This window comes from Gemmiger qucibialis (genome assembly GCF_027689445.1).
In the GTDB taxonomy this organism is placed as follows: Bacteria; Bacillota; Clostridia; order Oscillospirales; family Ruminococcaceae; genus Gemmiger; species Gemmiger qucibialis.
This window is the reverse complement of sequence record NZ_JAQFEN010000001.1, coordinates 647,273-670,366: the sequence shown is the minus strand read 5'-3', so window position 1 is coordinate 670,366 and position 23,094 is coordinate 647,273. Positions and strand designations below refer to the sequence as shown.

The following is a 23,094-nucleotide window of genomic DNA, read 5'->3' as shown; positions in this document are numbered from 1 at the left end:
GGCCCAGATGGGCCGCCCGCTTTGGCATTTGTATGATTGGAAAAGCTGTGCTCTTATCTTGTAGAGAATGTGAGGACGAACATTGTTTGCCCGCGGACGTTGGCCGTATGCAGGGTGGAATATGTGGCAAGACCCGTCATGCGGGACGATGACGAGCATCGTCCCCTACAAATCATTTGCAGCGTTTATCACCATCGGCAAAGTTTTCCACAGTGCGCACACCCCTGCAGGCGTTCCATTAAACCACATCCCGTGTAATGATGGATTGCAAATTTGAAGTGAGAACACTTCCTTTGCGGGCATCTTACACAGAAAACAGGAATGGGCGCACACTGTGCGCCCCTACGGAACGCCTATCCGCGCTCAGTGGTTGAATTTATTCTGCGCTTCGCCCAGCTTGCCGGCCATCAACAGGCGGCAGGCGGCTTCCACGTCGGTGTGGCGGCCGGTCACAAGCTTGGCGTCATCGGGCGGGAACTTGCCCAGCACCCAGTCAGCCAGATCATAATCCGGGCGCGGCTTGGCGCCAACGCCAATGCGGATGCGGTAAAAATCCTCGCCGCCGGTGGAAGCGATAATGCTCTTTAGCCCGTTGTGCCCGCCAGCAGAACCGGAGGGCCGGATGCGGATGTGCCCCGGCTCCTGTGCAATGTCATCGCACAACACAATAATGTGGTTGCGCGGGATCTTGTAAAATGCCGCGGCGGGGGCGATGCTCTGGCCGCTCAGGTTCATGTAGGTCAGCGGCTTTAGCAGCATCACTTTGCGGCCGTCCACCTGGGCAATGCCGTAAAGGCCCTGCCATTTGCTTTTGTTGATCTCGCACCCCCAGGCTTCGGCCAACGCATCCAGCGCGGCAAAACCGGTGTTGTGGCGGGTGCCGTCATATTTCGGCTCAGGGTTGCCCAGACCGGCAATCAGCCAGTCTGCCCCGGAACCACCTCCAAATAGTCCCATAGTAAAAATCCTTATAGTAATTTTGTGATTTTAGTGTGCACCAGGGGCAAAGCGTTCCACTGTGTCCCGGATGGTATCCAGGAAGGATTCTGCACCTAAGGTGTTGACCTTGAAAAACACAGCCTGGCTGCCGCCGGATGTGATGGCGGAAAGCCGGATCTGCCCGTCAGCTTCCAGCAGGGTCAGGTTCATGGTAACACGGCCATTGCCAATGGCGCTGTAGCGTTCGTATACCCGCACGGCACAGCGGCCGGTGCTGAAGTTGAAATCACTGGAACCTTCCAGCGTGGCCGAAACACTTTGTTTTACAACAGCGTCCAGCTCGGTCAGGATGGTGGTAAAATCCCCGGTCAGGGTGCGTTCCAAAATGGCCATGGCAGCAATCCTCCTTGCAGCAGGTCAGGGGGCATCAGTCGTTTTTCTTTTCGGCTTCCAGCTTCTGTTTTTTGGCAACGTATTTTTCCAGCTTCTTGGCGCCCCAGGCGGCAACTTCGGTCTGCTTGGCGCGCTCAATGCCCAGGGCACCGTCCGGCACATCGTGGCCGATGGTGGAACCGGCAGCGGTAAAGGCGCGGCTGCCCACCTTGACCGGCGCCACCAGGTTGGTGTTGCAGCCGATGAACGCATAATCGCCGATGGTGGTGCGGTACTTGCCCTCGCCGTCATAGTTGCAGGTTACGGTGCCGCAGCCAAAGTTGCAGTACTTGCCCACATCGGCATCGCCAATGTAAGTCAGGTGGCTGACAGTGTTGCCCTCGGCAAAGTTGGCGTTCTTGGTTTCCACATAAGCGCCCAGGTGCACGCCCTCATCCGTCACGGTGCCGGTGCGCACATGGGTAAAGGGGCCAATCTTGTTGTTGGGGCCCAGATGGCTGTCATAACACTGGCTGGCGTTCACGGTGGAACCGGCCTCAACAATGGTGTTCTCCAATAAGGTATTGGGGCCGATGACGCAGTTTGCCCCGATGACGGTTTTGCCGCGCAGGATGCAGCCCGGCAGGATCACTGCGCCGGGTGCAATCTCAACTTCGGGGTCAATAAAAACCTGGTCGCTGATGAACTCCACACCGTTCTGCAGGTGCTTTTCAAAAGTTTCTTCAAAGGCCGCTTTGGCGGCAAGGTATTTGGCTTTCGCTTCGGACATAAAAATACCCCTTTCTGTTTTGGGCCAAAAGAGTATACGGCCCTACAAAAAAGCCCCGGAACAGGGCTGAAGCCTGCCGGGGCGGGATGAATTGAAAAAAGTGTTGCAGGATGTAATAAAATAAAGTTTCTCAGCTTCTCACCCATTATAATTTACCGCATTTTTGGTCAAATTGCAAGAGCCTGACCCCAAAACTTTGTGAGATTTTCGGCGAAAATATTCGCCATTTATTTAACAATGTACTGGAAATTCCGGGCTGAGTCTGTTATAATGGACTTTGCAAGAGAGAAGATTCTTATTTTGCGGGTGTGCGCGGCACACCGGGAAGAAACCGTAATTTTGTTGGAGGTAACCTATGAGCAAGAAGTTTTTGTATTTGTTCAAAGAGGGCCATGACGCATTTGGCGGCGACCAGACGACCATGAAGAACATTCTGGGCGGCAAGGGCGCTGGTCTGGCAGAAATGACCCATGCCGGCATGCCGGTTCCTCAGGGCTTCACCATCACCACCGAAGCCTGCACCCAGTACTATGCTGACAACCGTGAGATCAACGATGAGATCAAGGCTGACATCTTCAAGTACATGGGAATCCTGGAAGAGCAGACTGGCAAGAAGTTCGGCGATATCGAGAACCCGCTGCTGGTTTCCGTTCGTTCCGGTGCACGTCAGTCTATGCCCGGCATGATGGATACCATCCTGAACCTGGGCTTGAACGACCAGGCTGTTGAAGGTCTGGCAAAGAAGACTTCTAACCCCCGTTTTGCATATGACTGCTACCGCCGCTTCATCCAGATGTACTCTGACGTTGTCATGGAGCTGGGCAAGAGCTTCTTTGAAGAGCGTATCGACGCTATGAAGGAGCGCAAGGGCGTTAAGCAGGATATCGAGCTGGACGCTGAGGACCTGAAGGAACTCGTCAAGGAGTTCAAGGCCATCTACCTGGAGAAGCAGGGCGAAGAGTTCCCGCAGGATCCGAAAGAACAGCTGATCGGCGCTGTCAAGGCCGTCTTCCGTTCTTGGGATAACCCGCGCGCCAACGTTTACCGCAAGATGAACGAAATCCCCTACGAGTGGGGCACTGCTGTCAACGTTCAGCAGATGGCTTTCGGTAACTCCGGCATGCGTTCCGGCACCGGCGTTGCTTTCACCCGTAACCCCGCTACCGGCGAAAAGAAGCTGATGGGCGAGTACCTGATCAATGCTCAGGGCGAAGATGTCGTTGCCGGCATCCGTACTCCTTCCCCGATCAGCAAGCTGCACGAGGAAATGCCTGAGGTTTACGATCAGTTCGTTGAGATCGCAACCCGCCTGGAAAACTACTACAAGGATATGCAGGACATGGAGTTCACCATCGAAGATGGCAAGCTCTTTATGCTGCAGACCCGTAACGGCAAGCGCACCGCACAGGCTGCTCTGCAGATCGCCTGCGACCTCGTTGATGAGGGCGTTATCGATCAGCGCACCGCTGTACTGCGCGTTGAGCCCAAGCAGCTGGATACCCTGCTGCACCCGCAGTTTGACGCTGCTGCCCTGAAGGCTGCTGAAGCAATCGGCAAGGGCCTGGCCGCTTCTCCGGGATCTGCCTGCGGTCGCGTTGTCTTCAGCGCTGAAGATGCTGAAGAGAAGGTCAAGGACGAAGCTTGGAAGAAGGTCGTTCTGGTCCGTCTGGAAACCAGCCCCGAAGATATCGTCGGCATGCAGGTTTCTCAGGGCATCCTGACCGTCCGCGGCGGCATGACCAGCCACGCAGCTGTTGTTGCACGTGGCATGGGTACCTGCTGTGTTTCCGGCTGCGGCAATGATAACGATGTTGCTATCGATTACGATGCAAAGGTTATCACCATTAACGGCCACACCTTCCATGAGGGCGACTGGATGAGCATTGATGGCTCTACCGGCAACATCTACGAAGGCCAGATCGCTACCGTCGCTTCCACCGAGAACGCTAACTTCAAGCGCTTTATGAGCTGGGCTGACGAAGCACGCCAGATGAAGGTTATGACCAACGCCGATAACCCGCGCGATGCACAGAACGCTGTCGATATGGGCGCTGAAGGCATTGGCCTGTGCCGTACCGAGCATATGTTCTTCGCTGAGGATCGTATTGCTGCTGTGCGTGAGATGATCTGCGCACGTACCGTTGAAGAGCGCAAGGTTGCCTTGGCTAAGGTTGAGCCGTTCCAGGAAGCTGACTTTACCGCTATGTACCGCATCATGGGCGATCGTCCGATGACCATCCGTTATCTGGACCCGCCTCTGCATGAGTTCCTGCCCACCAAGGCTGAGGATATCGAAGCCCTGGCAAAGGATATGGGCATGACCACCGAAGAGCTGAACAACGTTGTTGTCAGCCTGCATGAGTTCAACCCCATGATGGGCCATCGTGGCTGCCGTCTGGCCGTTACCTATCCGGAAATTGCCGAGATGCAGACCAATGCTGTGATCAAGGCTGCCATCAAGGTTTCTGCTGAGACCGGCAAGATGATCACCCCGCACATCATGGTGCCCCTGGTTGGCGAAGTGAAGGAGCTGAAGTACGTCAAGGACGTCATCGTCAAGACTGCTGACAAGCTGATCGCTGACGCTGGCGTTGACATGAAGTACCAAGTTGGCACCATGATCGAGATCCCGCGTGCCGCCCTGACCGCAGGTGAGATCGCTAAGGAAGCTGACTTCTTCAGCTTCGGTACCAACGACCTGACCCAGATGACCTTCGGCTTCAGCCGTGACGATGCTGCTAAGTTCCTGACCGCTTACTATGATACCAAGATCTACGAGAGCGATCCGTTCCAGCATCTGGACCAGATCGGTGTTGGCAAGCTGGTTAAGATGGCTGCCCATGACGGCCGCGCAACCAACCCCAACTTGGGTCTGGGCATCTGCGGCGAGCACGGTGGCGACCCCTCCAGCGTTGAGTTCTGCCACAACGTTGGCCTGGATTACGTTTCCTGCTCTCCGTACCGCGTTCCCATCGCACGTCTGGCCGCTGCTCAGGCTGCTATTAAAAATCCGAGAGCATAAGGCTTTTATAGCGAACTATCGTTAAAAAACGAGCATAAAATAAGGCTCACCGTCAATTTTGGCGGTGGGCCTTATTTGTTTGCTCATGTATGAGATGAATTGCGTTTAAAACGGAGCTGCTTTCCAGAACCATCACAGATACACCTCCACGGTCAGGTCGGTTCACGCTGCACGGCGGAACTGGTGGGGCAGCTTGTTGGCTTCACGGTAACGCTTGGCGGTTTCAAAGTCGATTGCCTTAAATTTTTCTTAAAAGCAAAGATTATATCTTACGCTCAGCGTGTCGAAAAAATCTCCCTCTGCGAGACAGACTCCCCCGATACGGGAGAGGTGGCGCTTGCGCCAGAGGGGGAGCGGTGTCTCGAAGGGGCGGAGGGAGAGAACCTTGTCATAGCCCGAAATATTTCGGGCAGCCGCACAGTTCTCTCCCCCACCGCCTGCGGGCGGAGCCCTTCGGGCCCGGGCCCCTCTGCCGCTGGCGCGACATCTCCCCACACCGTGGGGAGTCACCCTCGCAGAGGGGGCCAAGGGGTGAGCACACCTTTTTCGACAGTTTACATCTTACGCTATTTCTTTTTCCATTGCCTTGTAGCCGATTAATACGGTCCACACGTATGCACAGGTTTTTGGAATCATCAGCATGCCGATCATCGGAATTACATCAGCCCACAGTACAACTGGAATATAGAATGCAAAGCTCAGGACGATTGTCAGCCACATCCAACGGAAAGCGCTATCATTATTTTCTTTTGCGCTTTTATAGAACAAAGCGATGATAATCAATCCCATCAGTGCAAACGGAATATTCCGATAGATTCCCCAGGAAAGCGGGGCGGCTGCACTGAGCCAGGCATTCTGGGGCATCATACACAGAACAATCCTTAACCCTGCAAGACCATAAATGGCTGCTGTAGTTGCTTTACAGCCTTTGATCTGATAACGCTCACGCCATATATGATAGAGTACGACATAAAAAATAGTCATAGTGATAGAGGTAATCCACTTGCCTAACCCCAGCTGTACGGTAAAGTTCTCAAGACCGGTTGTACAAAGCGCTACTGCACGAGGAACCAGATGGAATGCATCTCCGCTTCCTAAAAGAACTGCCATGATTCCAAACATGGTAAACTGACGGTTTCCTTTGCTTTTACGGATCATTAAAATCCCGATCGTGATTACCGAAAACAAATATACGGTATCAAATAAAGTTTCTACAATTGCCTGCATAATAAGCATCCTTTCTTATTCTGAAATTTTATATTGAACTATGTCTTGCTGCTAAAGCAGCTTTCACATAATTACAACCGGGTACAGCTTTAAACGCATAAGTGAACGCTGTTCACTTTGCTTAAAAAATTTCCCACAATCAAATGTGGGAGAATTTTAGGCAATACCGCACAATTCTAAGTGCCGATACGGCGAGCGAGGTGCGGCAGCTGCTAAGCCAAAAGCGCAGATAATACTTTGTGTATTATCGAGCATTTTGGCAACGCAGATGCCGTGCCGCAGCCGCCGAAGCGGTGCTTAAGCCGTAAGGCGGGAATTGTGCGGTGTTGCCTTTAATATAATGTCTTATTGATCAACATCAATATCGCAGACGGATCATAATCCTGACGAATCATTGATACTAATATTAAAGAAAATAATATATCTGCAAACTGCTTTTCTGTGAATTGCTGATCAAATACATCTGAACGAATCTTGGGATCATTCTTTAATATAACACACAATTCATGAAGAATATGTCCCCATGTCTGCAGCATTTTCTTCTTTCCATCCGTTTTTTCATCCTTCATAAATCCAAACGAATGCAGAGAAAAGAAGCCGGGGAATTGCTCATTTCCATATTCCAGTCTTTTATAAATCCATGAGATACAGGCAGCAACATCTTTAAAGACCTGCTCATCTTCAGAGCGGAAAAAGATTTCATGCCAAATACTCTCAATTGTATCCCCAAGCAAATCGGCCTTGGATTCATAGTAATTGTAGATTGTCCCAGCCGAAACAGAACATCGGGATGCAACAGCACGTATGCTTACAGCGGTCCATCCGCTTTCTTTGATTAGCTCTCTGCTTGCAGCTAATATGTCTTCTTTTGAGGTTGCAAGATGATTCACGAATTCACGCCTTTCCAATGTGCTGGCAGGTAGTTGCTTTGATAAATGAATGCTGTTCATGTTTAAAATATACATCGTTCATTTTGATGTGTCAATACCCTTTTTTCTATTTTTTACTGTGAAACATTTTGCATAAAGCGATAGCTATGTTAAATTATCAAGGCGTCAGTGGTTTGTATTTTCACTGTAGCTCTTTCGATTTCAACATAAGATTGTATAATATCACGCTATGTGTTCAAAGTACAAATTATGGGACAGGCCATGATTTATAATAGAAGTATCGAAGGGAACGGTTCCCTTCCCAAGTAGAAAAGAGGTAACTACTATGCTGAAGGATATGGATTTCGGGGTCTACGGTAAGGGCATTGACGGATATGTTCACTATTCTCTGGCAATAGATCGTATCCGGGAAGAAGAGGAAAACCGTAAGGCGCTCATGGATGAGTTCGATAACGATGAGGACAACTTCGATTCGGACGACCTTGATTCTGATGACTTTAGTTCAGACGACTTTGGTTCGGATGATTTCGGCGGTGATGATTTCTGACGGAAAACGTCACCGGTAAAATATCGTACATGACAGAAAGGACTTTACCATGAAAAAGACTATTTGGAAAAGAATTCTTTGCGCAGTGCTCGTTACGTTGACCGCCTGCGTCCTGTGCACCGGCGCATTCGCTGCCAAGTATACCTGTATCAAGAGTGGCTGCACCAGAGAGGCGGCTAAGGGCTTTGCCTATTGCTGGGTACATAAACCTACTAAGAGCAATTCCAGCGTCTCCGGCAGCGGCTCCAGACCGTCCAGCAGCAGCTCCAGCACAAAACATAAATACACCTGCATCAAGGACGGCTGCACGAGAGAAGCGGATAAGGACTCAGCTTACTGCTGGGTACATCGCCCTTCCAAATCTTCCACCAAGAGCAGCGCTTCTTACAGCTCCAAATCTTCGTACAGCAGTTCTTACACAAGCAACAAAAAATCCTACAAGACGTATGATTCCTATGACGATGGCTACGATGCCATCTATGATGATGACGACTACGATGAGGATCGCTACGACAGCGACCCGGACTACGCAGCAGGCGTAGATGACGCTATGGACGAGTTGGATTGGTAACACAACAGTTTATGCAAATGACAGGAGGTTCCCTATGAAAGCATTTATCACGATCACCGGATTGAAGTTCCATTTTGGCAGCAAGCCTTTTGAGGTCGGGCAAAAGGTCAAGCTGGTCAAAGAGCCTGACAATGAATATGACAGCGAAGCAATCAAGGCAGAGTTGTCGGGGCTTGGTTGCGCAGGTTAATCTGTTCATAAGATAATGATTCCCCAGCCGTGGGCAACGGCGGCAGGAAAATTTTTATGCCCGAACGATGGAAATACCGCGCTCCGATAAAATCACAAAACAAAAAGTGCCCACCCCACATGCGGCGGATGACATACCGTTGTGGGATGGGCACTTTTTGATTGTTGGCAAATGTTCTGAGGGAAAGGTGAGAAATGTGAAAAAATATTTTATTCATGCACCCGCTTGGAATGGCGGGCCTTTTCAAGAGCTTCCTGGCGGAGCTATTCTTAGGGCAACACCGCACAATTCCCGCCTTACGGCTTAAGCACCGCTCCGGCGGCTGCGGCACGGCATCTGCGTTGCCAAAATGCTCGATAATGTCGGGTTGCGGTACCCGCATCGTGCTTCGGGGGCAAAAGCCCCTCGCACTCTGCGACCGCTGCCCCTGCTTCGGTTCGCTGCATCCGCCACTGGCGGCGCTCACCTTTGCAGCATCCAGTATTATCTGCGCTTTTGGCTTAGCAGCTGCCGCACCTCGCTCGCCGTATCGGCACTTAGAATTATGCGGTATTGCCTTAAATCATCACATCGCCCACCAGCATAGAGCCGGAAGGTTCGATGGCGTAAACGGTGTACTTGCGCGGTTCTGCGCGGGTACCCGGCGGCGGGGGAACGGCCAGCCGGATACAGCCCTGTTCCGGGGTGACATAGTGGAACTGGCGGTGCGCAGTGGTGGCATGGGGGTGCTCATCCAATGTGGACCACGCCAGAATGCCGCCATGTACCGGTGCTGCCTGGGAGGCAGTCTCCTGCGGAACGGGGATTTCGGCCGGGGAATCTGGAGTATCCGGTGCATCGGTGGGGGCGGCATCTTCTGCCGGAGCTTCTTCCGGCGCGGCGGGTGCAGCTGGGGCAGGCAGTGCAGCGCAGAAATCATCCGGCAGAACGTGCTGGGTGCTGCCGATGTACATGGCAAACAGATCCGGTGCAACCTTGGGCACCCGGCGCAGCCAGGCGGAGGTGCGGGCAGGGCAGCCGGGCAGGGCACCGTCCGGGTCACGCTTGCGCATGCACAGGGCGGTGTTGTTCCAGGCAACCAAAAAGTCATCCAGCAAAAGCTCGGTTTCGGTGTCAAAATCTTCCGCTGCGGCATAAGGATCCACCAACAGGGCGGCAGGCTGTGCCCCCCGGCGAAATCCCCTTAGTGCCGCATAGCGCAGCGGCGGCATTCCAGCGGCCTGCTGTGCGGGGGTGGATTCCAGCCCCACGATCACGCCGTACCCAGCGCGTACCTCACTGCGCAGCAAGGCAAGGTTGCCCCAGCAGGCCCAGCAGGGGAACCCCCAGCACCCGGCGGCGGCGGCGGCAAAGCTTAAATTACGCTCAGCGTCAGTACTGCGGCAGTCTCGCATGGCAAGGGCAAATTCTTCGGGCAGGATATCTGCGCCCCAGCGGTTGGTCAGGCTGGCCAGGCAGATGGCAAGGTCCATAACGGGCTGCAGCGCCGGGGCGCGCCGCGCAACGGCATAGGGCATCAGGTGCAGGCGTGCGTTGATGGGCCGCCCGCCCGCGGGGATCACATCTACCGCTCGCACGCTGACCCCCACCAGGCTGACGGAAGGGGTGGTGTGTTCGTCTTTGGTATACAGGTAGATGCGCAGCTGGGCCTGGGTGGCGGTTTTGCTGTCCAGCACAAGGCTGTCCGGCAGCAGGTTTACAGCGCCTTTGGTCACGGGGGCTGCGCCTTCGCGCTCCAGATAGGGGCTCCAGCGGCCAAAGCTGGACCAGCTGGTCCAGTTGCCGTCCACCATCACGCGGGCCTGGGCTTCCACGGCGGTTCCCGGCGGGGTGCCGGCGTTCCAGCTCACGCGCAGGGCGTCAAAGGTGGGCAGCGGTACGGCGGGGCTGGTGTAGCACCCATAGGGCACATACCCGCCGGAGACAAGGTCCAATACAATGCGCCCGTGGGCAACGGTAACGTTATCCAGCTCGCCCCGCATAAACGCTTCGGTTTCATGCAGGATAAAAGTGTTCTTATTTTCCATAGGTTTGCCGCCTTATCTGGTTGGTATTAAACGGAAGTGTGCCCGTGCTGCTCCATCAGGTCGTTGATCTCATCCTCGCGCCGGGCGGTGATGGTCTTTTCCAGGTGGAACGCTTTATCCAGTGCCGGATAGATGATCTGCAAAGCGAGGGTGCAGGGCAGCCAGAAACCCAGAATCAACACCACCGGGATGGTGTAGGGCATCCAGGCAAGCATCACGCCCCAATAGATGCAGAGCACTGCCCCGGCTGCCAGGGTGCGCGGCAAAAATCCGATCATGAACAGCGCGGCGTTTTTCAGCCGCTCCGCCTGGGACACGCTGACCAGAACCACCTGCGCAAACAGATACAGGCAGAACACCAGCAAAAAGAAGATGCCAAGCACCATGCAGATCCATACCGAGATAGGCACGTTTTCCAGATCAGGCAGGGCGTACAGCAAAAAGGCCCACAGCCCAAGGCAAAACCCCGCCCCGGCACCGGGCAGCAGACTTTCGCGCCAGTTCTGCTTCCAGGCCATGCGGTAGGTGTGCCACCAGTAGCCGGGTTCATCGCGCAGAGCGCGCAGGATGGTATCCAGCATGCCGCAAAAAACAGGTGCGGCAATCAGCCCGCCTACAGCGCCGGACAGCAGGCACAGCGGCAGGCTGGCGGCCATAGCGCTGAACAAAACAGCGGCATAGCCGGGGGCGAAGCCCAGCACGCACAAAATACTGGCTTTATAAAACGGCCACAAATCGCGCCCCAGCAGCTCAAAAAAGCGGGCCGCGCCAACTTTGCGTCCGCGGGTTTCGGCCGCCTCCACAGCATCGGGCTGCACGGGGGTATTTTTGTCTTCCATTGCCATATTCAAAAATGACCTTTCTGTGTCTTTAAGGCAATACCGCATAATTCTAAGTGCCGATACGGCGAGCGAGGTGCGGCAGATGCCAAGCCAAAAGCGCAGATAATACTGGATGCTGCAAAGGTGAGCGCCGCCAGTGGCGGAAACAGCGAACCGAAGCAGGGGCAGCGGTCGCAGAGTGCGAGGGGCTTTTGCCCCCGAAGCACGATGCGGGTACCGCAACCCGACATTATCGAGCATTTTGGCAACGCAGATGCCGTGCCGCAGCTGCCGGAGCGGTGCTTAAGCCGCAAGGCGGGAATTGTGCGGTGTTGCCTTAATTGGGGGTAAGCGGACTGGGCGGCAGTGCGCTGCCGCAGCTTTTGCAGCCCTGCTTACAATATTACAAGTTTATCATAGCGTTTTTTAGCGGGTTATGCAAGGCAGCGGGCACGGGATGGTCAAAATAATTTTACAATTCCAACATGAATTTATGGTATAATATCACTTACGTTAAAAAGATTAGGAGAGTTTTTAAGATGGCATGGGTCACAAAAGACAGCGTTGAACAGTATGAAACGCCCGAATCGAAAAAAGAATATACCAAACAGGAAAAAGCTGCCAACTGGTGGTATTACCACAAGCTGTACGTTGGCATTGCGGTCATCGCCGTGGTGCTGGTGGTGTGGATGGTGCACGATGTTGTTACCCGGGTGCGGCCGGACTACCGCGTTGGCTATGTGGGCAGCAGCAACTTGCCGACAGATACGGTAACGGCCCTGGAAAACACGCTGGCCGCCTACTGTGATGACCGCAATGGCGACGGCAAGGTGGTAGTGGAGCTGGTGCAGTATAACCTGGATTTTGATTCCGAGAGCGAAAACACCGATGCATACACCCAGATGGCTGATGTGACCCGGCTTTCGGCGGATTTATCCAGTGAGGATGGGCCTTACATCTTTATCATGCAGGATACCGATTACGCGCAGCAGTTTGCGGAAACCACCGGCGATTTGCAGTACCTGGACGGCACCATGCCCGACACGGAGAATGTGGATGAAAATGATAATGTGATCGTGGACTGGACCAAGATGTTTTACCGCTGGACGGACTGCCCGGCTCTGACCGGTCTGGATTTGGGCACCTACACCGGCCTGACGATGGTGGATGACCTCCAGGGCGAAAACCAGGACATCATGAAAAACACCTACATAGGCCGCCGCGCGTATTATACCGACAAAACCGCGCTGGAAAGCGAAACCTATGATGCCCTGTGGAACATCTTGACCGCGGGTGCCGTTTCCACCGTGGGGCAGCAGTGATGCGCTACCGCCCAGTAAAAAAGCCGGCCCCCATGCCGGAAAACCCCTACCACCGCATCTTTACCCCCATGCCAAGCTTTGAGGATCTGGTGCGGAAGGCGAGGGAAGAGGAAAAGAAATTAAAAAGTAATAAAGAATAAAGAAAAATGAAGGTGTGCCTGCGGCACGGATTGAGATATTAGGCTGCGGGCACGCATAAAAGAATGGCAGGAAGCTTATGTTTTCTGAGCGGCGTTGCGCGCCGCGGTCCACCAAAATTATTCATTATTCTTTATTCACTATTCTTTCAATCAAAAAGCAGGGCTTCGGCCCTGCTTTTTTGCTTTTTTTGATGGTGCCCTATTGCGATACAGACCGTTTTATAGTATAGTAAAATATGAATAACCATGGAATGTGAGGAACCTGTCTATGGATCAGTTGCAGCAGGCCCGTGCGCAGATTGACGAGATCGACGCAAAGATGGCCGCATTGTTTGAACAGCGTATGCAGGCAGTGGGCCAGGTGGCACAGTACAAGGCGCGCACCGGCAAACAGGTGTTTGACCCGGCACGCGAAGCCCTTGTGCTGGAAAAGAATACCGCCCGCGTGCAGAACCCGGAACTTCAGCCCTATTACCGCGAATTTTTGAAAAAAGCGCTGGCGGTTTCCCGCGCGTACCAGCATGTTCTGATCGGGCAGGATGTTGCCGCCTACCAGGGGGTGGAGGGCGCGTGGTCCCACATTGCGCTGCGTCAGCTGTTCCCCTTTGCCAAGGCACAGGCGTACTCCACCTGGAACGAGGTGGTGGAAGCCGTGGAGCGGGGCGATGCTTACTGCGGCGTTCTGCCGTTTGAAAATTCCAACGCGGGCGATGTTTCCGCTGTGCTGGACCTGCTGTATGCCCACCCCGGCCTGAAAGTAGCCCGCATGTGCGACCTGCCCATCCGGCAGGACCTGCTGGCGCTGCCGGGCGCGCAGCTGAGCGAGATCAAAACGGTCATCAGCCACCAGCAGGCGCTGGCGCAGAGTGGGCCATTCTTGAAACTGCACCACTTTGCCACCAAAGCCTGGGGCAACACAGCGGATGCCGCCCGCTATGTGGCGGAACAGGGAGACCAAACCCTGGCAGCTATCGCTTCCGCCGAAACAGCCAAGCTGTACGGGCTGCAGATTTTGGCCGAGGGCGTGAACGAGGACGGCGACAACACCACCCGCTTTATCGTGATTGAAAAAGAGGGCGCCCAGCGGCAGCCGATCGCCGCCGCACCGGGGCAGCGGCTTTCGATGCTGTTTACGGTGGACCACAAGCCGGGGCGGCTGGCGCGGGTGATCCAGATCATCGGCGAGCGCGGCTTTAACATGGAAACCATCAAAAGCCGTCCGCTGCCCCATGTTCAGTTTGAATATTATTTTTATGTTCAGCTTGTCTGCCCGGCCAATGCTGCAACGGACGATTGCGCCAAGCTGGTGCATGAGCTGGAAAACGTGTGCCGCACGGTGCGGATACTGGGTGTATTTGACCTGTAAATGACGGAAAAACACGGGAGGAATTGTTATGAAATTGACCATGCAGCTTGGCAGCCGCAGCTATGATATCATCCTGAAAAGCGGGTGCCTGGCCAACCTGTACCAGTTTGCCAATGTTGCCAACCGCAAGGTGTTTATCCTGACGGATTCCGGCGTACCGGAGCAGTATGCCCAGACCGTGCTGGCCCAGTGCCCCAATGGAATGGTGTACACTGTGCCCCAGGGCGAAGCCAGCAAAAGCCTGAAAGTGTATGGCCAGGTGCTGCAGGCCATGCTGGAGTTCAACATGACCCGCAAGGACCTGCTGGTGGCCGTCGGCGGCGGCGTTGTGGGGGATTTGGGCGGGTTCTGCGCGGCATCTTATATGCGCGGCATTGATTTTGTCAACTGCCCCACCACCACCCTTTCCCAGATCGATTCCTCCATTGGCGGCAAAACCGCCATTGACCTGGGCGAAACCAAAAACATTGTTGGCGCTTTCTGGCAGCCCAAGGTGGTGCTGGTGGATTTTGATGCCCTGGCAACGCTGCCCCGCCGCCACTTTGTCAACGGCCTGGCGGAGGCCATCAAGGCGGGTCTGATTGCTGACCCGGAGCTGTTTGCCCTGTTTGAGTGTGAACACCCCGAAGAAAACATTGAGCGCATCATCTACCGTTCCCTGCGCGTGAAGAAGAACGTGGTGGAAAACGATGAGCACGAGCAGGGCCAGCGCGCCTGCCTGAACTTTGGCCATACCATCGGCCATGGCATTGAGGCTGTCAAGGGGGTGCGCGGCCGCCGCACCAACGGCCTGTTCCATGGCGAGTGCGTGGCGCTTGGCATGCTGCCTATGATCGAGGATAAATCCCTTGTGCGCCGCACCCGCGCCATCTACCGCACTTTGGGGCTGCCCACCCGCACGGGTGTGGACAAAAATAAGGTGCTGAGCTATATGCAGCACGACAAAAAGAGCGCGGGCAGCACCATTACCGTCATCAAGGTGCCCGGCCTGGGCTGCTGGCGCGCCGATAAGATCCCCATGACCGAACTGCCCGCCCTGCTTGGCATCAAGGAAAACGAGGACTGAGCCGATGAAAAATACCTTTGGCAATGCATTGGGCCTGACCATTTTTGGCGAAAGCCACGGTGCCGCCGTCGGCGCTGTGCTGGACGGCCTGGCCGCGGGGTTGCCGGTGGATGAAGCGTACATCGCCGAGCGGATGGACCGCCGCCGCGCCCGCGGAGATGGGCTTTCCACCGCCCGCACCGAGCCGGATGTGGTGGAGTTTTTGAGCGGTGTGGTCAACGGCCATACCACCGGCACCCCCATCACCATGATGATCCGCAACACCAACACCCGCAGCGGAGATTATGCAAAAACGGCGGATCTGCTGCGCCCCGGCCACGCGGATTACACGGCATATGCCAAATATGAAGGCTGGCAGGATGCCCGCGGCGGCGGCCACTTTTCCGGTCGCATCACCGCAGCCAGCGTGGCTGCGGGTTCGATCTGTGAGCACATTCTGGCACAGCGCGGTATTAAGGTGTATACCCACATTGCCCGCTGTGCCGGGGTGGAGGATGCTCCGCTTTCCAGCTCTGCCGGTTTGATTATGGCGGAACCACAGCCGGGCCATTTTGCCCTGTTGGACCCCGAAAAAGAAGCCCCCATGCAGGCAGCCATCCGCACAGCCGGGGCCGAGGGCGACAGCGTGGGCGGTATTCTGGAAACTGTCATTACCGGGGTGCCCGCGGGCATCGGCGAACCGTTCTTTGACAGTGTGGAAAGTGAGATCGCCCACCTGGCGTTTGCCATCCCCGCTGTCAAAGGCATTGAGTTTGGTGCGGGCTTTGCCTTTGCGGACCTGCGCGGCTCCCAGGCAAACGACCCGTTTACCATGCGGGACGGCAAAGTGGTAACGGCCACCAACAAAAATGGCGGCATCAACGGCGGCATTGCCAACGGCATGCCCATTGTGTTCCGCACGGCGGTAAAGCCCACCCCCAGCATTTATAAAGAACAGGATACCGTGGATTATATCGCCAAGGCAGATGCAAAACTGCAGATCAAGGGCCGGCACGACCCCTGCATTGTGCCCCGTGCTGCTGTGGTGCAGAACACCCTGGCAGCATTTGCCGTGCTGGACCTGCTGACCGTGCGTTACGGTACGCTGGGGCAAAAGTAATACAGCTGAAGCAAACAGAAAGGAAGCGCAACATGGAATACGGTCTGATCGGAGCCAAACTGGGCCACAGCTATTCCAAAATCATCCATGAGGCCGTGTGCGGCTATTCCTATGAGCTGCATCCGCTGCCCACGGAGGAAGAAGCCCATGCCTTTATGCAGGCAAAGGCGTTCAAAGCCATCAATGTTACCATCCCGTACAAAAAGCTGGTCATCCCATATTGCGATGAGGTGGAACCACGTGCGGCGGCCATCGGCGCAGTGAACACCGTGGTCAACCGGGATGGCAAGCTGTATGGCTATAATACGGATTATACCGGCTTTGCCTACCTGGCCCGCTGCCACGGCGTGAAGTTTGCCGGGGCTGTGGTGCTGGTGCTGGGCACCGGCGGCACCCACAACACCGTCACGGCTGTCTGCCAGGACGCCGGAGCCAAACAGGTGCTGACCGCCAGCCGCACCGGCAAGGACGGTGCCCTGACCTATGAGAAAGCCCAGCAGCACCCGGAAATCAATATCATTATCAACACCACCCCGGCGGGCATGTACCCCAACAACGGCAGCTGCCTGCTGGACCTGCATGCCTTCCCCAAGCTGGAAGCCGTGCTGGACTGCGTTTATAACCCGTTCCGCACCGAACTTTTGCTCCGTGCGGAGGAACTTGGCGTGCCCGCCTACTGTGGGTTCGAGATGCTGGTGGCGCAGGCAGTGTACGCGGCGGAGCACTTTACCGGCCAAAAGCTGCCGGAAGCTGTGATCGCTGACACCCACCGCAAGCTCAAGCGAGATCTTTCCAACGTGGCCATCATCGGAATGCCGGGCTGCGGCAAGTCCACCATCGGGCGTGCCCTGGCCAAAACACTGGGCAAAACCTATGTGGATCTGGATGAAGTGATCGAGAAAAACACCGGAATGCCCATCCCGGATATCTTTGCGCGTGAAGGCGAGGCATCGTTCCGCAAGTACGAATCTCAGGCTGTGGCGGAGATCAGCAAGCAGACACGGCAGGTCATCGCCTGCGGCGGCGGGGTGATCAAAACACCGGGCAACGCCCGCGCCCTGCGCCAGAACGGCCCTGTGCTGTGGGTGCAGCGCCCGGTCGAACGGCTGGCAACCGGCGGGCGGCCGCTTTCCACCGGGCTGGACGCCCTGCGCAAGATGGAAGCCGAGCGGATGCCGCTTTACCGCGCAGCATCCGATGCCGCGGTGGATAACACCGGCCGCCTGGAAAACACAGTAGAAACCGCCGTGCAGGCGTTTGAAACAACATTTGATGCCTGAACGGCACGAAAGAAGGGAACACCGTGGAAGCAACCGTTGCAGCCATTGAACCGGGCCGCCTGGCCGGAACCGCTGCCGTGCCGCCCAGCAAAAGCGCGGCACACCGCGCTGTGGTGTGCGCGGCCCTGGCCGCCGGTACCAGCCACATTGGCAATGTGGAATTTTCGCAGGATATTCTGGCCACGTTGGGGGCTGCCCAGCAGCTGGGGGCCAAGGTGGAGCGGGGCGAGCATGAGCTGACCATTACCGGCCGCGGCAATGCGGACGGTTTTGCCACCATTACCCGCCCGGTGTTCTGCAACGAAAGCGGCAGCACACTGCGGTTTATCCTGCCGCTGTTCAGCCTGACGGCCCAAAAAGTGCGCTTTACCGGCGCAGGCCGCCTGATGCAGCGCCCGCAGGAAATTTATGCCCAGCTGTTTGAGCGCCAGGGGCTGCGTTTTGAACAGAACGAACAGGGCATTACGATTTTTGGCCGCCTGTGCCCCGGTACCTTTACGCTGCCGGGCAATGTGTCCAGCCAGTTCATCAGCGGGCTGCTGTTTGCCACCCCGTTGATGGAAGCCCCTAGCACCATTGAGGTGCGCGCTCCCTTTGAAAGCCGCAGCTATGTGGACCTGACCACAGACGCGATGCAGAAATTTGGCGTTAAAGTTTCGGTCCGCGCCCGCAAGGATGGCTCCGCCACCTACAAAGTGGCAGCGCCGCAGCATTATGCGGCAGCAGACATGGATGTTGAAGGCGATTACAGCCAGGCGGCGTTTTTGGCCGTGCTGGGCAGCACTGTGGGCGGCATTACGATAACGGGTCTGCCCTCCGGTTCCCACCAGGGAGACCGGGTGATCCTGGATATCTTAAAGCAGTGCGGCGCAAAGTTTGAGCGCAGCGGCAGCCATGTGACCTTCCATCGCAGCCTGCTGAAGGCGGTGGAGATCGACCTGGCCGATTGCCCAGACCTTGGTCCGGTGCTCATCGCACTGGGGTGCTTCTGCAGCGGCACCACCATCATCCGCAACGCCGGGCGGCTGCGAATTAAAGAGTGTGACCGCATTGCCGCTATGCAGGAAGAGCTTGCCAAGATGGGCGGCACGGTAAAAGCGGACGGCGATACCCTGACAATTGAGGGCTGCGCCCTGCACAAGCCCACGGCGCCGCTGAACGGCCATAACGACCACCGCATTGTAATGGCAATGGCCGTTGCTGCCCTGGCCGCAGGCCAGCCGGCGGTCATCGAGGGGGCCAATGCGGTCAACAAAAGCTGGCCGGATTTCTTTGAGGTCATCAAGGGCCTGGGGGCCCATGTAACAAATCAGGGGTGAAAGCAAAATGGACGGGATGGATAAAAGCAAAACGTTTTTAATTGTGGGCCTGGGCCTGCTGGGCGGCAAATATGCCCAGGTGCTCAGCCAGAAAGGCTACCGCGTGACCGGCATTACCCACAGCCAGAGCACGCTGGATTATGCACTGGAACACGCCTATATCTGCGAGGGCCGCAACGAAAACTTTGACGACCTGGTGCAGAACGCGGATTACATCATCTTTGGCCTGTACCCCACTGTGCTGCTGGAATGGGTCAGGCAGTACGGCCACCTGGTCCGCCCCGGCACGCTGATAACTGATGTTTCCGGCGTAAAGCGCGGCGTGGTGGAGCCGGTGCAGCAGATGCTGCCGGAGGGCGTGGAGTTCATTGCCAGCCACCCCATGGCCGGCCGTGAGACCAGCGGCGTGGCCCACAGTGCCGAGGTAAACTTTGCCCCGGCAAACTTTATCATTACCCCCACCGAAAAAAACACCCCGGAAGCCATTGAATGGTGCCGTACCCTGGCCCGGACACTGGGCTTTGCCCGCATTAGCGTGCTCAGCCCGGCAGAGCATGACCACATGATCGGCTATGTCAGCCAGCTGTGCCATGCCATTGCCGTCAGCCTGATGTGCGCCAGCGATAACACCGAGCTTGCCAAGTATACCGGGGACTCTTTCCGCGACCTGACCCGCATTGCGCGCATCAACGATAAAATGTGGGCGGAGCTGTTCTTGTGGAACAAGGATAACCTGATTAGTGAGATCGATATGTTCAGTGATGCACTTGCCACCATGCGCCAGAAACTGGTGGATGACGACCGCGAAGGGCTGGAAAAAATGTTCCGCCTTTCCACCGAGCGCCGCAAGGCATTTGATAAAAAATAACTAGGAAGCCGGTCTGTTTTGCCGGAAGGGAGGCGGCCTTTATGCCCCGTAAAGAAGGACAGAAATTAAAGCTGCTTACGTTGTTGGAAATTTTTGTGCGGGAAACCGACGAAAAGCACCCCATCAGTGTGCCGCGCATGGTAGAACTGCTGAAAGAGCGCGGCATTGTGGCAGAGCGCAAAAGCGTGTATGACGATATCCAGACCCTGAACGAAATGCCGGATACCCCCTTTGAAATCGTGCAGCAGCGCGGCCGCGGGGGCGGGTATTATATGGTGGATACCCCGTTTGAACTGGCGGAGCTGAAACTGCTGGTGGACGCTGTGTATGCCAGCAAGTTCATCACCGCGCGCAAAAGCAAGGTGCTGATCGAAAAGCTGGGACGGTTCACCTCCCGCTACCGCCAGGAGGAGCTGGACCGCAAGGTGCTGGTTTCCGGCCGGGTGAAAAGCCAGGAGGAAAAGATCCTTTACAGCGTGGATACCCTGCACAGCGCCATCACCGCGGGCAACCAGGTGCGGTTCAAATACTGTGACTGGGACCTGCAAAAGCAGATGGTGCCCCGTCATGAAGGCCAGCTGTACACCGTCAGCCCCTGGGTGATGGTGTGGGAAAACGGAAACTATTATATGATCGCCTATACCGAAGGCCGTCTGAAGCACTACCGCGTGGATAAAATGCGCAAGGTGGAGCTGCTGCCGGATACCGAACGTGAAGGCGCTGAGGAATACGCCGAATTTGACGTAAACCAGTATATGCAGCAGATGTTTGATATGTTCAACGGCCCGGTGCGCAAAGTGACCATGCGGTGCGAAAACCGCCTGGCCGGGGCGATGATCGACCGGTTTGGCACGGGGGTTACCCTGGTGCGCAACCCGGATGGCGACCACTTTAATGTGGTGGTAAATGTGCAGGTCAGCCCCCGGTTTTACGGCTGGGTGGCCGGCTTTGGCACAGGGATCGAAATTCTGGACCCGCCCAGCGTGCGTGCAGAAATGAAGAAAAAGCTGGATGAGCTGGAGGGCCTTTACCGCTGATGCAGACAGCAAAACAAAAGCTCAAACGCGCAGCACCGTGGTTGTTTTTGCTGCTGGTGCTGGCCGGGCTTGCCGCAGTGCGCGGTCTTGCCGCCAATTATGAGATCGGGTACGAGATCATGAACGGTGACTTCCAGAATTATAACCCGGTGCGCCACCTGCTGGCCGGGCAGGTACCTTATCGTGATTTTACCGTCTACCTTGGTGCGGGCGAGCTGTACAGCGTGGGCGGTTTGCTGCTGGTGCTGGGCAACAGCTTTGGCCGCAGCATGTTTGCCACAAACTTTTGCACCTGGTTCTATTTTGAGCTGCTGGTGCTGGCGGTCTGCCTGGTGGTCATCGGCACTGCCCGTGCGGCCCGCGCGGCAGCGCTGGCGCTGTGCAGCGTGTTTTTTGCCTATGTGCAGGGGGCAAACCTGCCGTTTGCCGGTCAGGTGAACACCCTGCTGAGCTATGCCGCCGCCAACGGCAACAGCGCCCGCATGATGCGCTCCGCCGCTTTAACACTGGCGGTACTGGTCATCCTGCTGGGACTGCATTTCTGGCAGCAGGATACAAGCAGGCGGCTGTTGGCCCCGGCGGTGCTGGTGCCCTTTGCCGCAGGCCTTTTTGTGCCTTGGAGCAATGATATGGGCGGCGCTGCCTATATTTCCATTGCGCTGGGGTATGGGCTGTATCTCATCCGGCTGTATCGCAGTTCCATCGGTAAAATTGTGGTGCAGACACTGCGCTACATCGTTACCAGTGTGGTGGGGCTTGGCGTTTCGGTGCTGCTCATCAGCTGGGGGCACCCGCTGGCTTGGCTGCGCCAGACCCGCGGAACCAGCGCTTACCAGACTTGGTATTATGGCAATACCCTCAGCGACCGGGTGTGCAGCGTGGCAGACCTGCACTGGCCGGGCGCGGCAGTGTTCTGCCTTGCGGCGGCACTGGCGTTTGCCATCGGTATTTTTGTCTGCCGCAGCAAACGCTCTGCTGTGTTGGCGGCCGGGGGCTTTGCCCTGACACTGGGCATGGTGCTGTGGAACCTGCTGTACGGCATGGTCAGTGCCTCCAACAATGGGCCCACGGGCGGCGCGGCGGCACTGGCTGCCGTACTGGCCCCGGCGTGTATCATCAAAGCGGTGCTGCTGGTTTGCCAAAAGGTAAGCTTTCCGCAGGTTGCAGCGCGCATTGTGCCCGCAGGCTGTGCGGTGCTGGGGGCCGCTGTGCTGGCCGTCGGCATGGCCGGGCAGGTGCAGACCCGCATTGGCGGGCACGAGGGCTATACCTTTGTGCCGGAGCTGGGCGGCTGGATCGGCGACCAGGCCGAAAAGCTGGCAACCGAAAAGGAACTGACGGCGGGCAAGCGGCTGTTTGGCACCTATTCCAGCGCGCTGGAAGCCATGACTGGCCAGCTGCAGCCCACCGGCACGGATTACATCATCCATGCCCTGGGGGATCGCCAACGCCTGGCGTACCTGCAAACCTTCCAGCAGGGGGATTTTGACATTGTCGTGACCCCCAGCCCCAAGGTGGCCCCGCCGGAGCGGTGGAGCCGCAACGCCAACTGGTGGTTCTACCGGGAACTGTACCGTTACTGGCAGCCGGTGGCAAACACCTTCCAGTCCGGCGGCATGCACCTTTTCTGGGAGCGCACCGGAACCGATAACAATCTGAACGTGGAAACCACGACCGCTGCCACCCTGCAGGGAGATGGCACGGTGCTGGTGACCGTAACGGCGGCGGACGCGGATTTTTGCGGTGTGGCGGATGTAACGCTGCACTATGGGCTGGTCAGCTCTGACAGCATGGACCACCCGTTTGACCGGCAGTTCCTGCATGTGACCTGTGTGACGGAAAACGAACTCTGCGCCGCCGCGGAACGCGACACCAACCAGGGCGATTTCTACCTGCCCACCGACCGCGACAGTTACGAGGTGCCTATCACCATTTCCAACGGTGTGGGGCAAATTCTGCTGACGGCAAAATCCGGCAGCGGCACCGTGTACCCGCAGGTAAACGCAGTTGAAGTGAATGCGACGTATCAGGATTGGGAGTACTTCTTCGAGTAACGCGGAAAAAACTGCAGGTCCGGTAGCGGGAGTGGAAAGTTGTAAAATCTGCTTCAGCGCCGCAGCAAAACCGCCGTTGGTTGAAACCGGATGGATTTTATGATATACTAAAATGATTGAAATATGGCGTACAGAGAGGGGGCAGCA

At 56.2% G+C, this 23,094-nt stretch carries 21 protein-coding genes; 14 read left to right on the top strand and 7 right to left on the bottom strand.

Annotation, left to right across the window (positions count from 1 at the left end; all coding sequences use genetic code 11):
• Positions 1-363 precede the first annotated feature (363 nt).
• Genes pth through PG062_RS03045 form a run of 3 tightly spaced genes read right to left on the bottom strand, consistent with a single transcriptional unit; the run spans position 364 to position 2,101 of the window.
• Complete coding sequence (gene pth / locus PG062_RS03055) at positions 364-957, bottom strand: aminoacyl-tRNA hydrolase (protein WP_114000773.1); 594 nt, start codon at positions 955-957, stop codon at positions 364-366.
• Positions 958-987: 30 nt separating this feature from the next.
• A complete protein-coding gene (locus PG062_RS03050; RefSeq protein WP_270751073.1) occupies positions 988-1,332 on the bottom strand; it encodes a DUF6054 family protein in 345 nt (114 codons plus the stop codon).
• Positions 1,333-1,366: 34 nt separating this feature from the next.
• Positions 1,367-2,101, bottom strand: a complete 735-nt coding sequence (locus PG062_RS03045; protein WP_270751072.1) for a UDP-N-acetylglucosamine diphosphorylase — start codon at positions 2,099-2,101, stop codon at positions 1,367-1,369.
• 355 nt (positions 2,102-2,456) lie between these two features.
• Between PG062_RS03045 and ppdK the strand changes: the two genes are divergently transcribed.
• Complete coding sequence (gene ppdK, locus PG062_RS03040) at positions 2,457-5,123, top strand: pyruvate, phosphate dikinase (protein ID WP_114000770.1); 2,667 nt, start codon at positions 2,457-2,459, stop codon at positions 5,121-5,123.
• A 561-nt stretch (positions 5,124-5,684) separates the two neighbouring features.
• Here ppdK and PG062_RS03035 read toward each other — a convergent pair.
• Positions 5,685-6,350, bottom strand: a complete 666-nt coding sequence (locus PG062_RS03035) for a hypothetical protein (RefSeq protein ID WP_270751069.1) — start codon at positions 6,348-6,350, stop codon at positions 5,685-5,687.
• Positions 6,351-6,682: 332 nt separating this feature from the next.
• A complete protein-coding gene (locus tag PG062_RS03030) occupies positions 6,683-7,300 on the bottom strand; it encodes a TetR/AcrR family transcriptional regulator (RefSeq protein ID WP_270751067.1) in 618 nt (205 codons plus the stop codon).
• 265 nt (positions 7,301-7,565) lie between these two features.
• Here PG062_RS03030 and PG062_RS03025 point away from each other — a divergent pair, with 265 nt between their 5' ends.
• The 4 genes from PG062_RS03025 (at position 7,566) to PG062_RS03010 (ending at position 8,855) form a co-directional block, all read left to right on the top strand.
• Positions 7,566-7,787, top strand: coding sequence for a hypothetical protein (locus PG062_RS03025; RefSeq protein ID WP_270751066.1), 222 nt, complete (start codon positions 7,566-7,568; stop codon positions 7,785-7,787).
• A gap of 49 nt (positions 7,788-7,836) precedes the next feature.
• Entirely contained in the window at positions 7,837-8,358 is a 522-nt protein-coding gene (locus PG062_RS03020) for a hypothetical protein (RefSeq protein ID WP_270751065.1), read from the top strand.
• Positions 8,359-8,392: 34 nt separating this feature from the next.
• The gene (locus PG062_RS03015; RefSeq protein ID WP_270751064.1) at positions 8,393-8,548 is read left to right on the top strand and encodes an HIRAN domain-containing protein; all 156 of its coding nucleotides are present in this window, start codon (positions 8,393-8,395) and stop codon (positions 8,546-8,548) included.
• A gap of 67 nt (positions 8,549-8,615) precedes the next feature.
• Complete coding sequence (locus tag PG062_RS03010; RefSeq protein ID WP_270751063.1) at positions 8,616-8,855, top strand: hypothetical protein; 240 nt, start codon at positions 8,616-8,618, stop codon at positions 8,853-8,855.
• 250 nt (positions 8,856-9,105) lie between these two features.
• Here PG062_RS03010 and PG062_RS03005 read toward each other — a convergent pair whose 3' ends face one another.
• A complete protein-coding gene (locus tag PG062_RS03005; RefSeq protein WP_270751062.1) occupies positions 9,106-10,575 on the bottom strand; it encodes a hypothetical protein in 1,470 nt (489 codons plus the stop codon).
• Between the two features lie 26 nt (positions 10,576-10,601).
• Positions 10,602-11,420 (bottom strand): hypothetical protein, encoded by an 819-nt coding sequence (locus tag PG062_RS03000; protein ID WP_270751061.1) that lies wholly within the window; start codon positions 11,418-11,420, stop codon positions 10,602-10,604.
• A gap of 515 nt (positions 11,421-11,935) precedes the next feature.
• Between PG062_RS03000 and PG062_RS02995 the strand changes: the two genes are divergently transcribed.
• The 9 genes from PG062_RS02995 to PG062_RS02955 all read left to right on the top strand — a co-directional run bounded on the left by PG062_RS02995 (position 11,936) and on the right by PG062_RS02955 (position 22,947).
• On the top strand, positions 11,936-12,718 hold the full coding sequence (locus tag PG062_RS02995) for a hypothetical protein (RefSeq protein ID WP_270751059.1): 783 nt from the start codon (positions 11,936-11,938) through the stop codon (positions 12,716-12,718).
• 408 nt (positions 12,719-13,126) lie between these two features.
• The gene (locus PG062_RS02990; protein WP_270751058.1) at positions 13,127-14,224 is read left to right on the top strand and encodes a chorismate mutase; all 1,098 of its coding nucleotides are present in this window, start codon (positions 13,127-13,129) and stop codon (positions 14,222-14,224) included.
• 28 nt (positions 14,225-14,252) lie between these two features.
• Positions 14,253-15,290, top strand: coding sequence for a 3-dehydroquinate synthase (gene aroB, locus PG062_RS02985; RefSeq protein ID WP_270751056.1), 1,038 nt, complete (start codon positions 14,253-14,255; stop codon positions 15,288-15,290).
• 4 nt (positions 15,291-15,294) lie between these two features.
• Positions 15,295-16,389, top strand: a complete 1,095-nt coding sequence (gene aroC, locus PG062_RS02980; RefSeq protein ID WP_270751055.1) for a chorismate synthase — start codon at positions 15,295-15,297, stop codon at positions 16,387-16,389.
• Between the two features lie 32 nt (positions 16,390-16,421).
• Positions 16,422-17,669, top strand: a complete 1,248-nt coding sequence (locus tag PG062_RS02975) for a shikimate kinase (protein ID WP_270751053.1) — start codon at positions 16,422-16,424, stop codon at positions 17,667-17,669.
• 23 nt (positions 17,670-17,692) lie between these two features.
• Positions 17,693-18,988: a 3-phosphoshikimate 1-carboxyvinyltransferase gene (gene aroA / locus PG062_RS02970; RefSeq protein WP_270751052.1), complete on the top strand. Its 1,296-nt coding sequence runs from the start codon at positions 17,693-17,695 to the stop codon at positions 18,986-18,988.
• A gap of 16 nt (positions 18,989-19,004) precedes the next feature.
• Complete coding sequence (locus PG062_RS02965) at positions 19,005-19,856, top strand: prephenate dehydrogenase (protein ID WP_408611388.1); 852 nt, start codon at positions 19,005-19,007, stop codon at positions 19,854-19,856.
• A gap of 41 nt (positions 19,857-19,897) precedes the next feature.
• A complete protein-coding gene (locus tag PG062_RS02960; protein WP_114000159.1) occupies positions 19,898-20,893 on the top strand; it encodes a helix-turn-helix transcriptional regulator in 996 nt (331 codons plus the stop codon).
• Positions 20,893-22,947, top strand: a complete 2,055-nt coding sequence (locus tag PG062_RS02955) for a hypothetical protein (protein ID WP_270751049.1) — start codon at positions 20,893-20,895, stop codon at positions 22,945-22,947. Before PG062_RS02960 ends, PG062_RS02955 begins: the two co-directional genes overlap by 1 nt.
• Positions 22,948-23,094: the final 147 nt, after the last annotated feature.

Excerpts from the sequence above, each read along its gene's own strand:
- pth (WP_114000773.1), bottom strand. The coding sequence starts at position 957 with ATGGGACTATTTGGAGGTGGTTCCGGGGCAGACTGGCTGATTGCCGGT.
- PG062_RS03050 (WP_270751073.1), bottom strand. The coding sequence starts at position 1,332 with ATGGCCATTTTGGAACGCACCCTGACCGGGGATTTTACCACCATCCTG.
- PG062_RS03045 (WP_270751072.1), bottom strand. The coding sequence starts at position 2,101 with ATGTCCGAAGCGAAAGCCAAATACCTTGCCGCCAAAGCGGCCTTTGAA.
- ppdK (WP_114000770.1), top strand. The coding sequence starts at position 2,457 with ATGAGCAAGAAGTTTTTGTATTTGTTCAAAGAGGGCCATGACGCATTT.
- PG062_RS03035 (WP_270751069.1), bottom strand. The coding sequence starts at position 6,350 with ATGCAGGCAATTGTAGAAACTTTATTTGATACCGTATATTTGTTTTCG.
- PG062_RS03030 (WP_270751067.1), bottom strand. The coding sequence starts at position 7,300 with ATGAACAGCATTCATTTATCAAAGCAACTACCTGCCAGCACATTGGAA.
- PG062_RS03025 (WP_270751066.1), top strand. The coding sequence starts at position 7,566 with ATGCTGAAGGATATGGATTTCGGGGTCTACGGTAAGGGCATTGACGGA.
- PG062_RS03020 (WP_270751065.1), top strand. The coding sequence starts at position 7,837 with ATGAAAAAGACTATTTGGAAAAGAATTCTTTGCGCAGTGCTCGTTACG.
- PG062_RS03015 (WP_270751064.1), top strand. The coding sequence starts at position 8,393 with ATGAAAGCATTTATCACGATCACCGGATTGAAGTTCCATTTTGGCAGC.
- PG062_RS03010 (WP_270751063.1), top strand. The coding sequence starts at position 8,616 with ATGGAAATACCGCGCTCCGATAAAATCACAAAACAAAAAGTGCCCACC.
- PG062_RS03005 (WP_270751062.1), bottom strand. The coding sequence starts at position 10,575 with ATGGAAAATAAGAACACTTTTATCCTGCATGAAACCGAAGCGTTTATG.
- PG062_RS03000 (WP_270751061.1), bottom strand. The coding sequence starts at position 11,420 with ATGGCAATGGAAGACAAAAATACCCCCGTGCAGCCCGATGCTGTGGAG.
- PG062_RS02995 (WP_270751059.1), top strand. The coding sequence starts at position 11,936 with ATGGCATGGGTCACAAAAGACAGCGTTGAACAGTATGAAACGCCCGAA.
- PG062_RS02990 (WP_270751058.1), top strand. The coding sequence starts at position 13,127 with ATGGATCAGTTGCAGCAGGCCCGTGCGCAGATTGACGAGATCGACGCA.
- aroB (WP_270751056.1), top strand. The coding sequence starts at position 14,253 with ATGAAATTGACCATGCAGCTTGGCAGCCGCAGCTATGATATCATCCTG.
- aroC (WP_270751055.1), top strand. The coding sequence starts at position 15,295 with ATGAAAAATACCTTTGGCAATGCATTGGGCCTGACCATTTTTGGCGAA.
- PG062_RS02975 (WP_270751053.1), top strand. The coding sequence starts at position 16,422 with ATGGAATACGGTCTGATCGGAGCCAAACTGGGCCACAGCTATTCCAAA.
- PG062_RS02965 (WP_408611388.1), top strand. The coding sequence starts at position 19,005 with ATGGATAAAAGCAAAACGTTTTTAATTGTGGGCCTGGGCCTGCTGGGC.
- PG062_RS02960 (WP_114000159.1), top strand. The coding sequence starts at position 19,898 with ATGCCCCGTAAAGAAGGACAGAAATTAAAGCTGCTTACGTTGTTGGAA.
- PG062_RS02955 (WP_270751049.1), top strand. The coding sequence starts at position 20,893 with ATGCAGACAGCAAAACAAAAGCTCAAACGCGCAGCACCGTGGTTGTTT.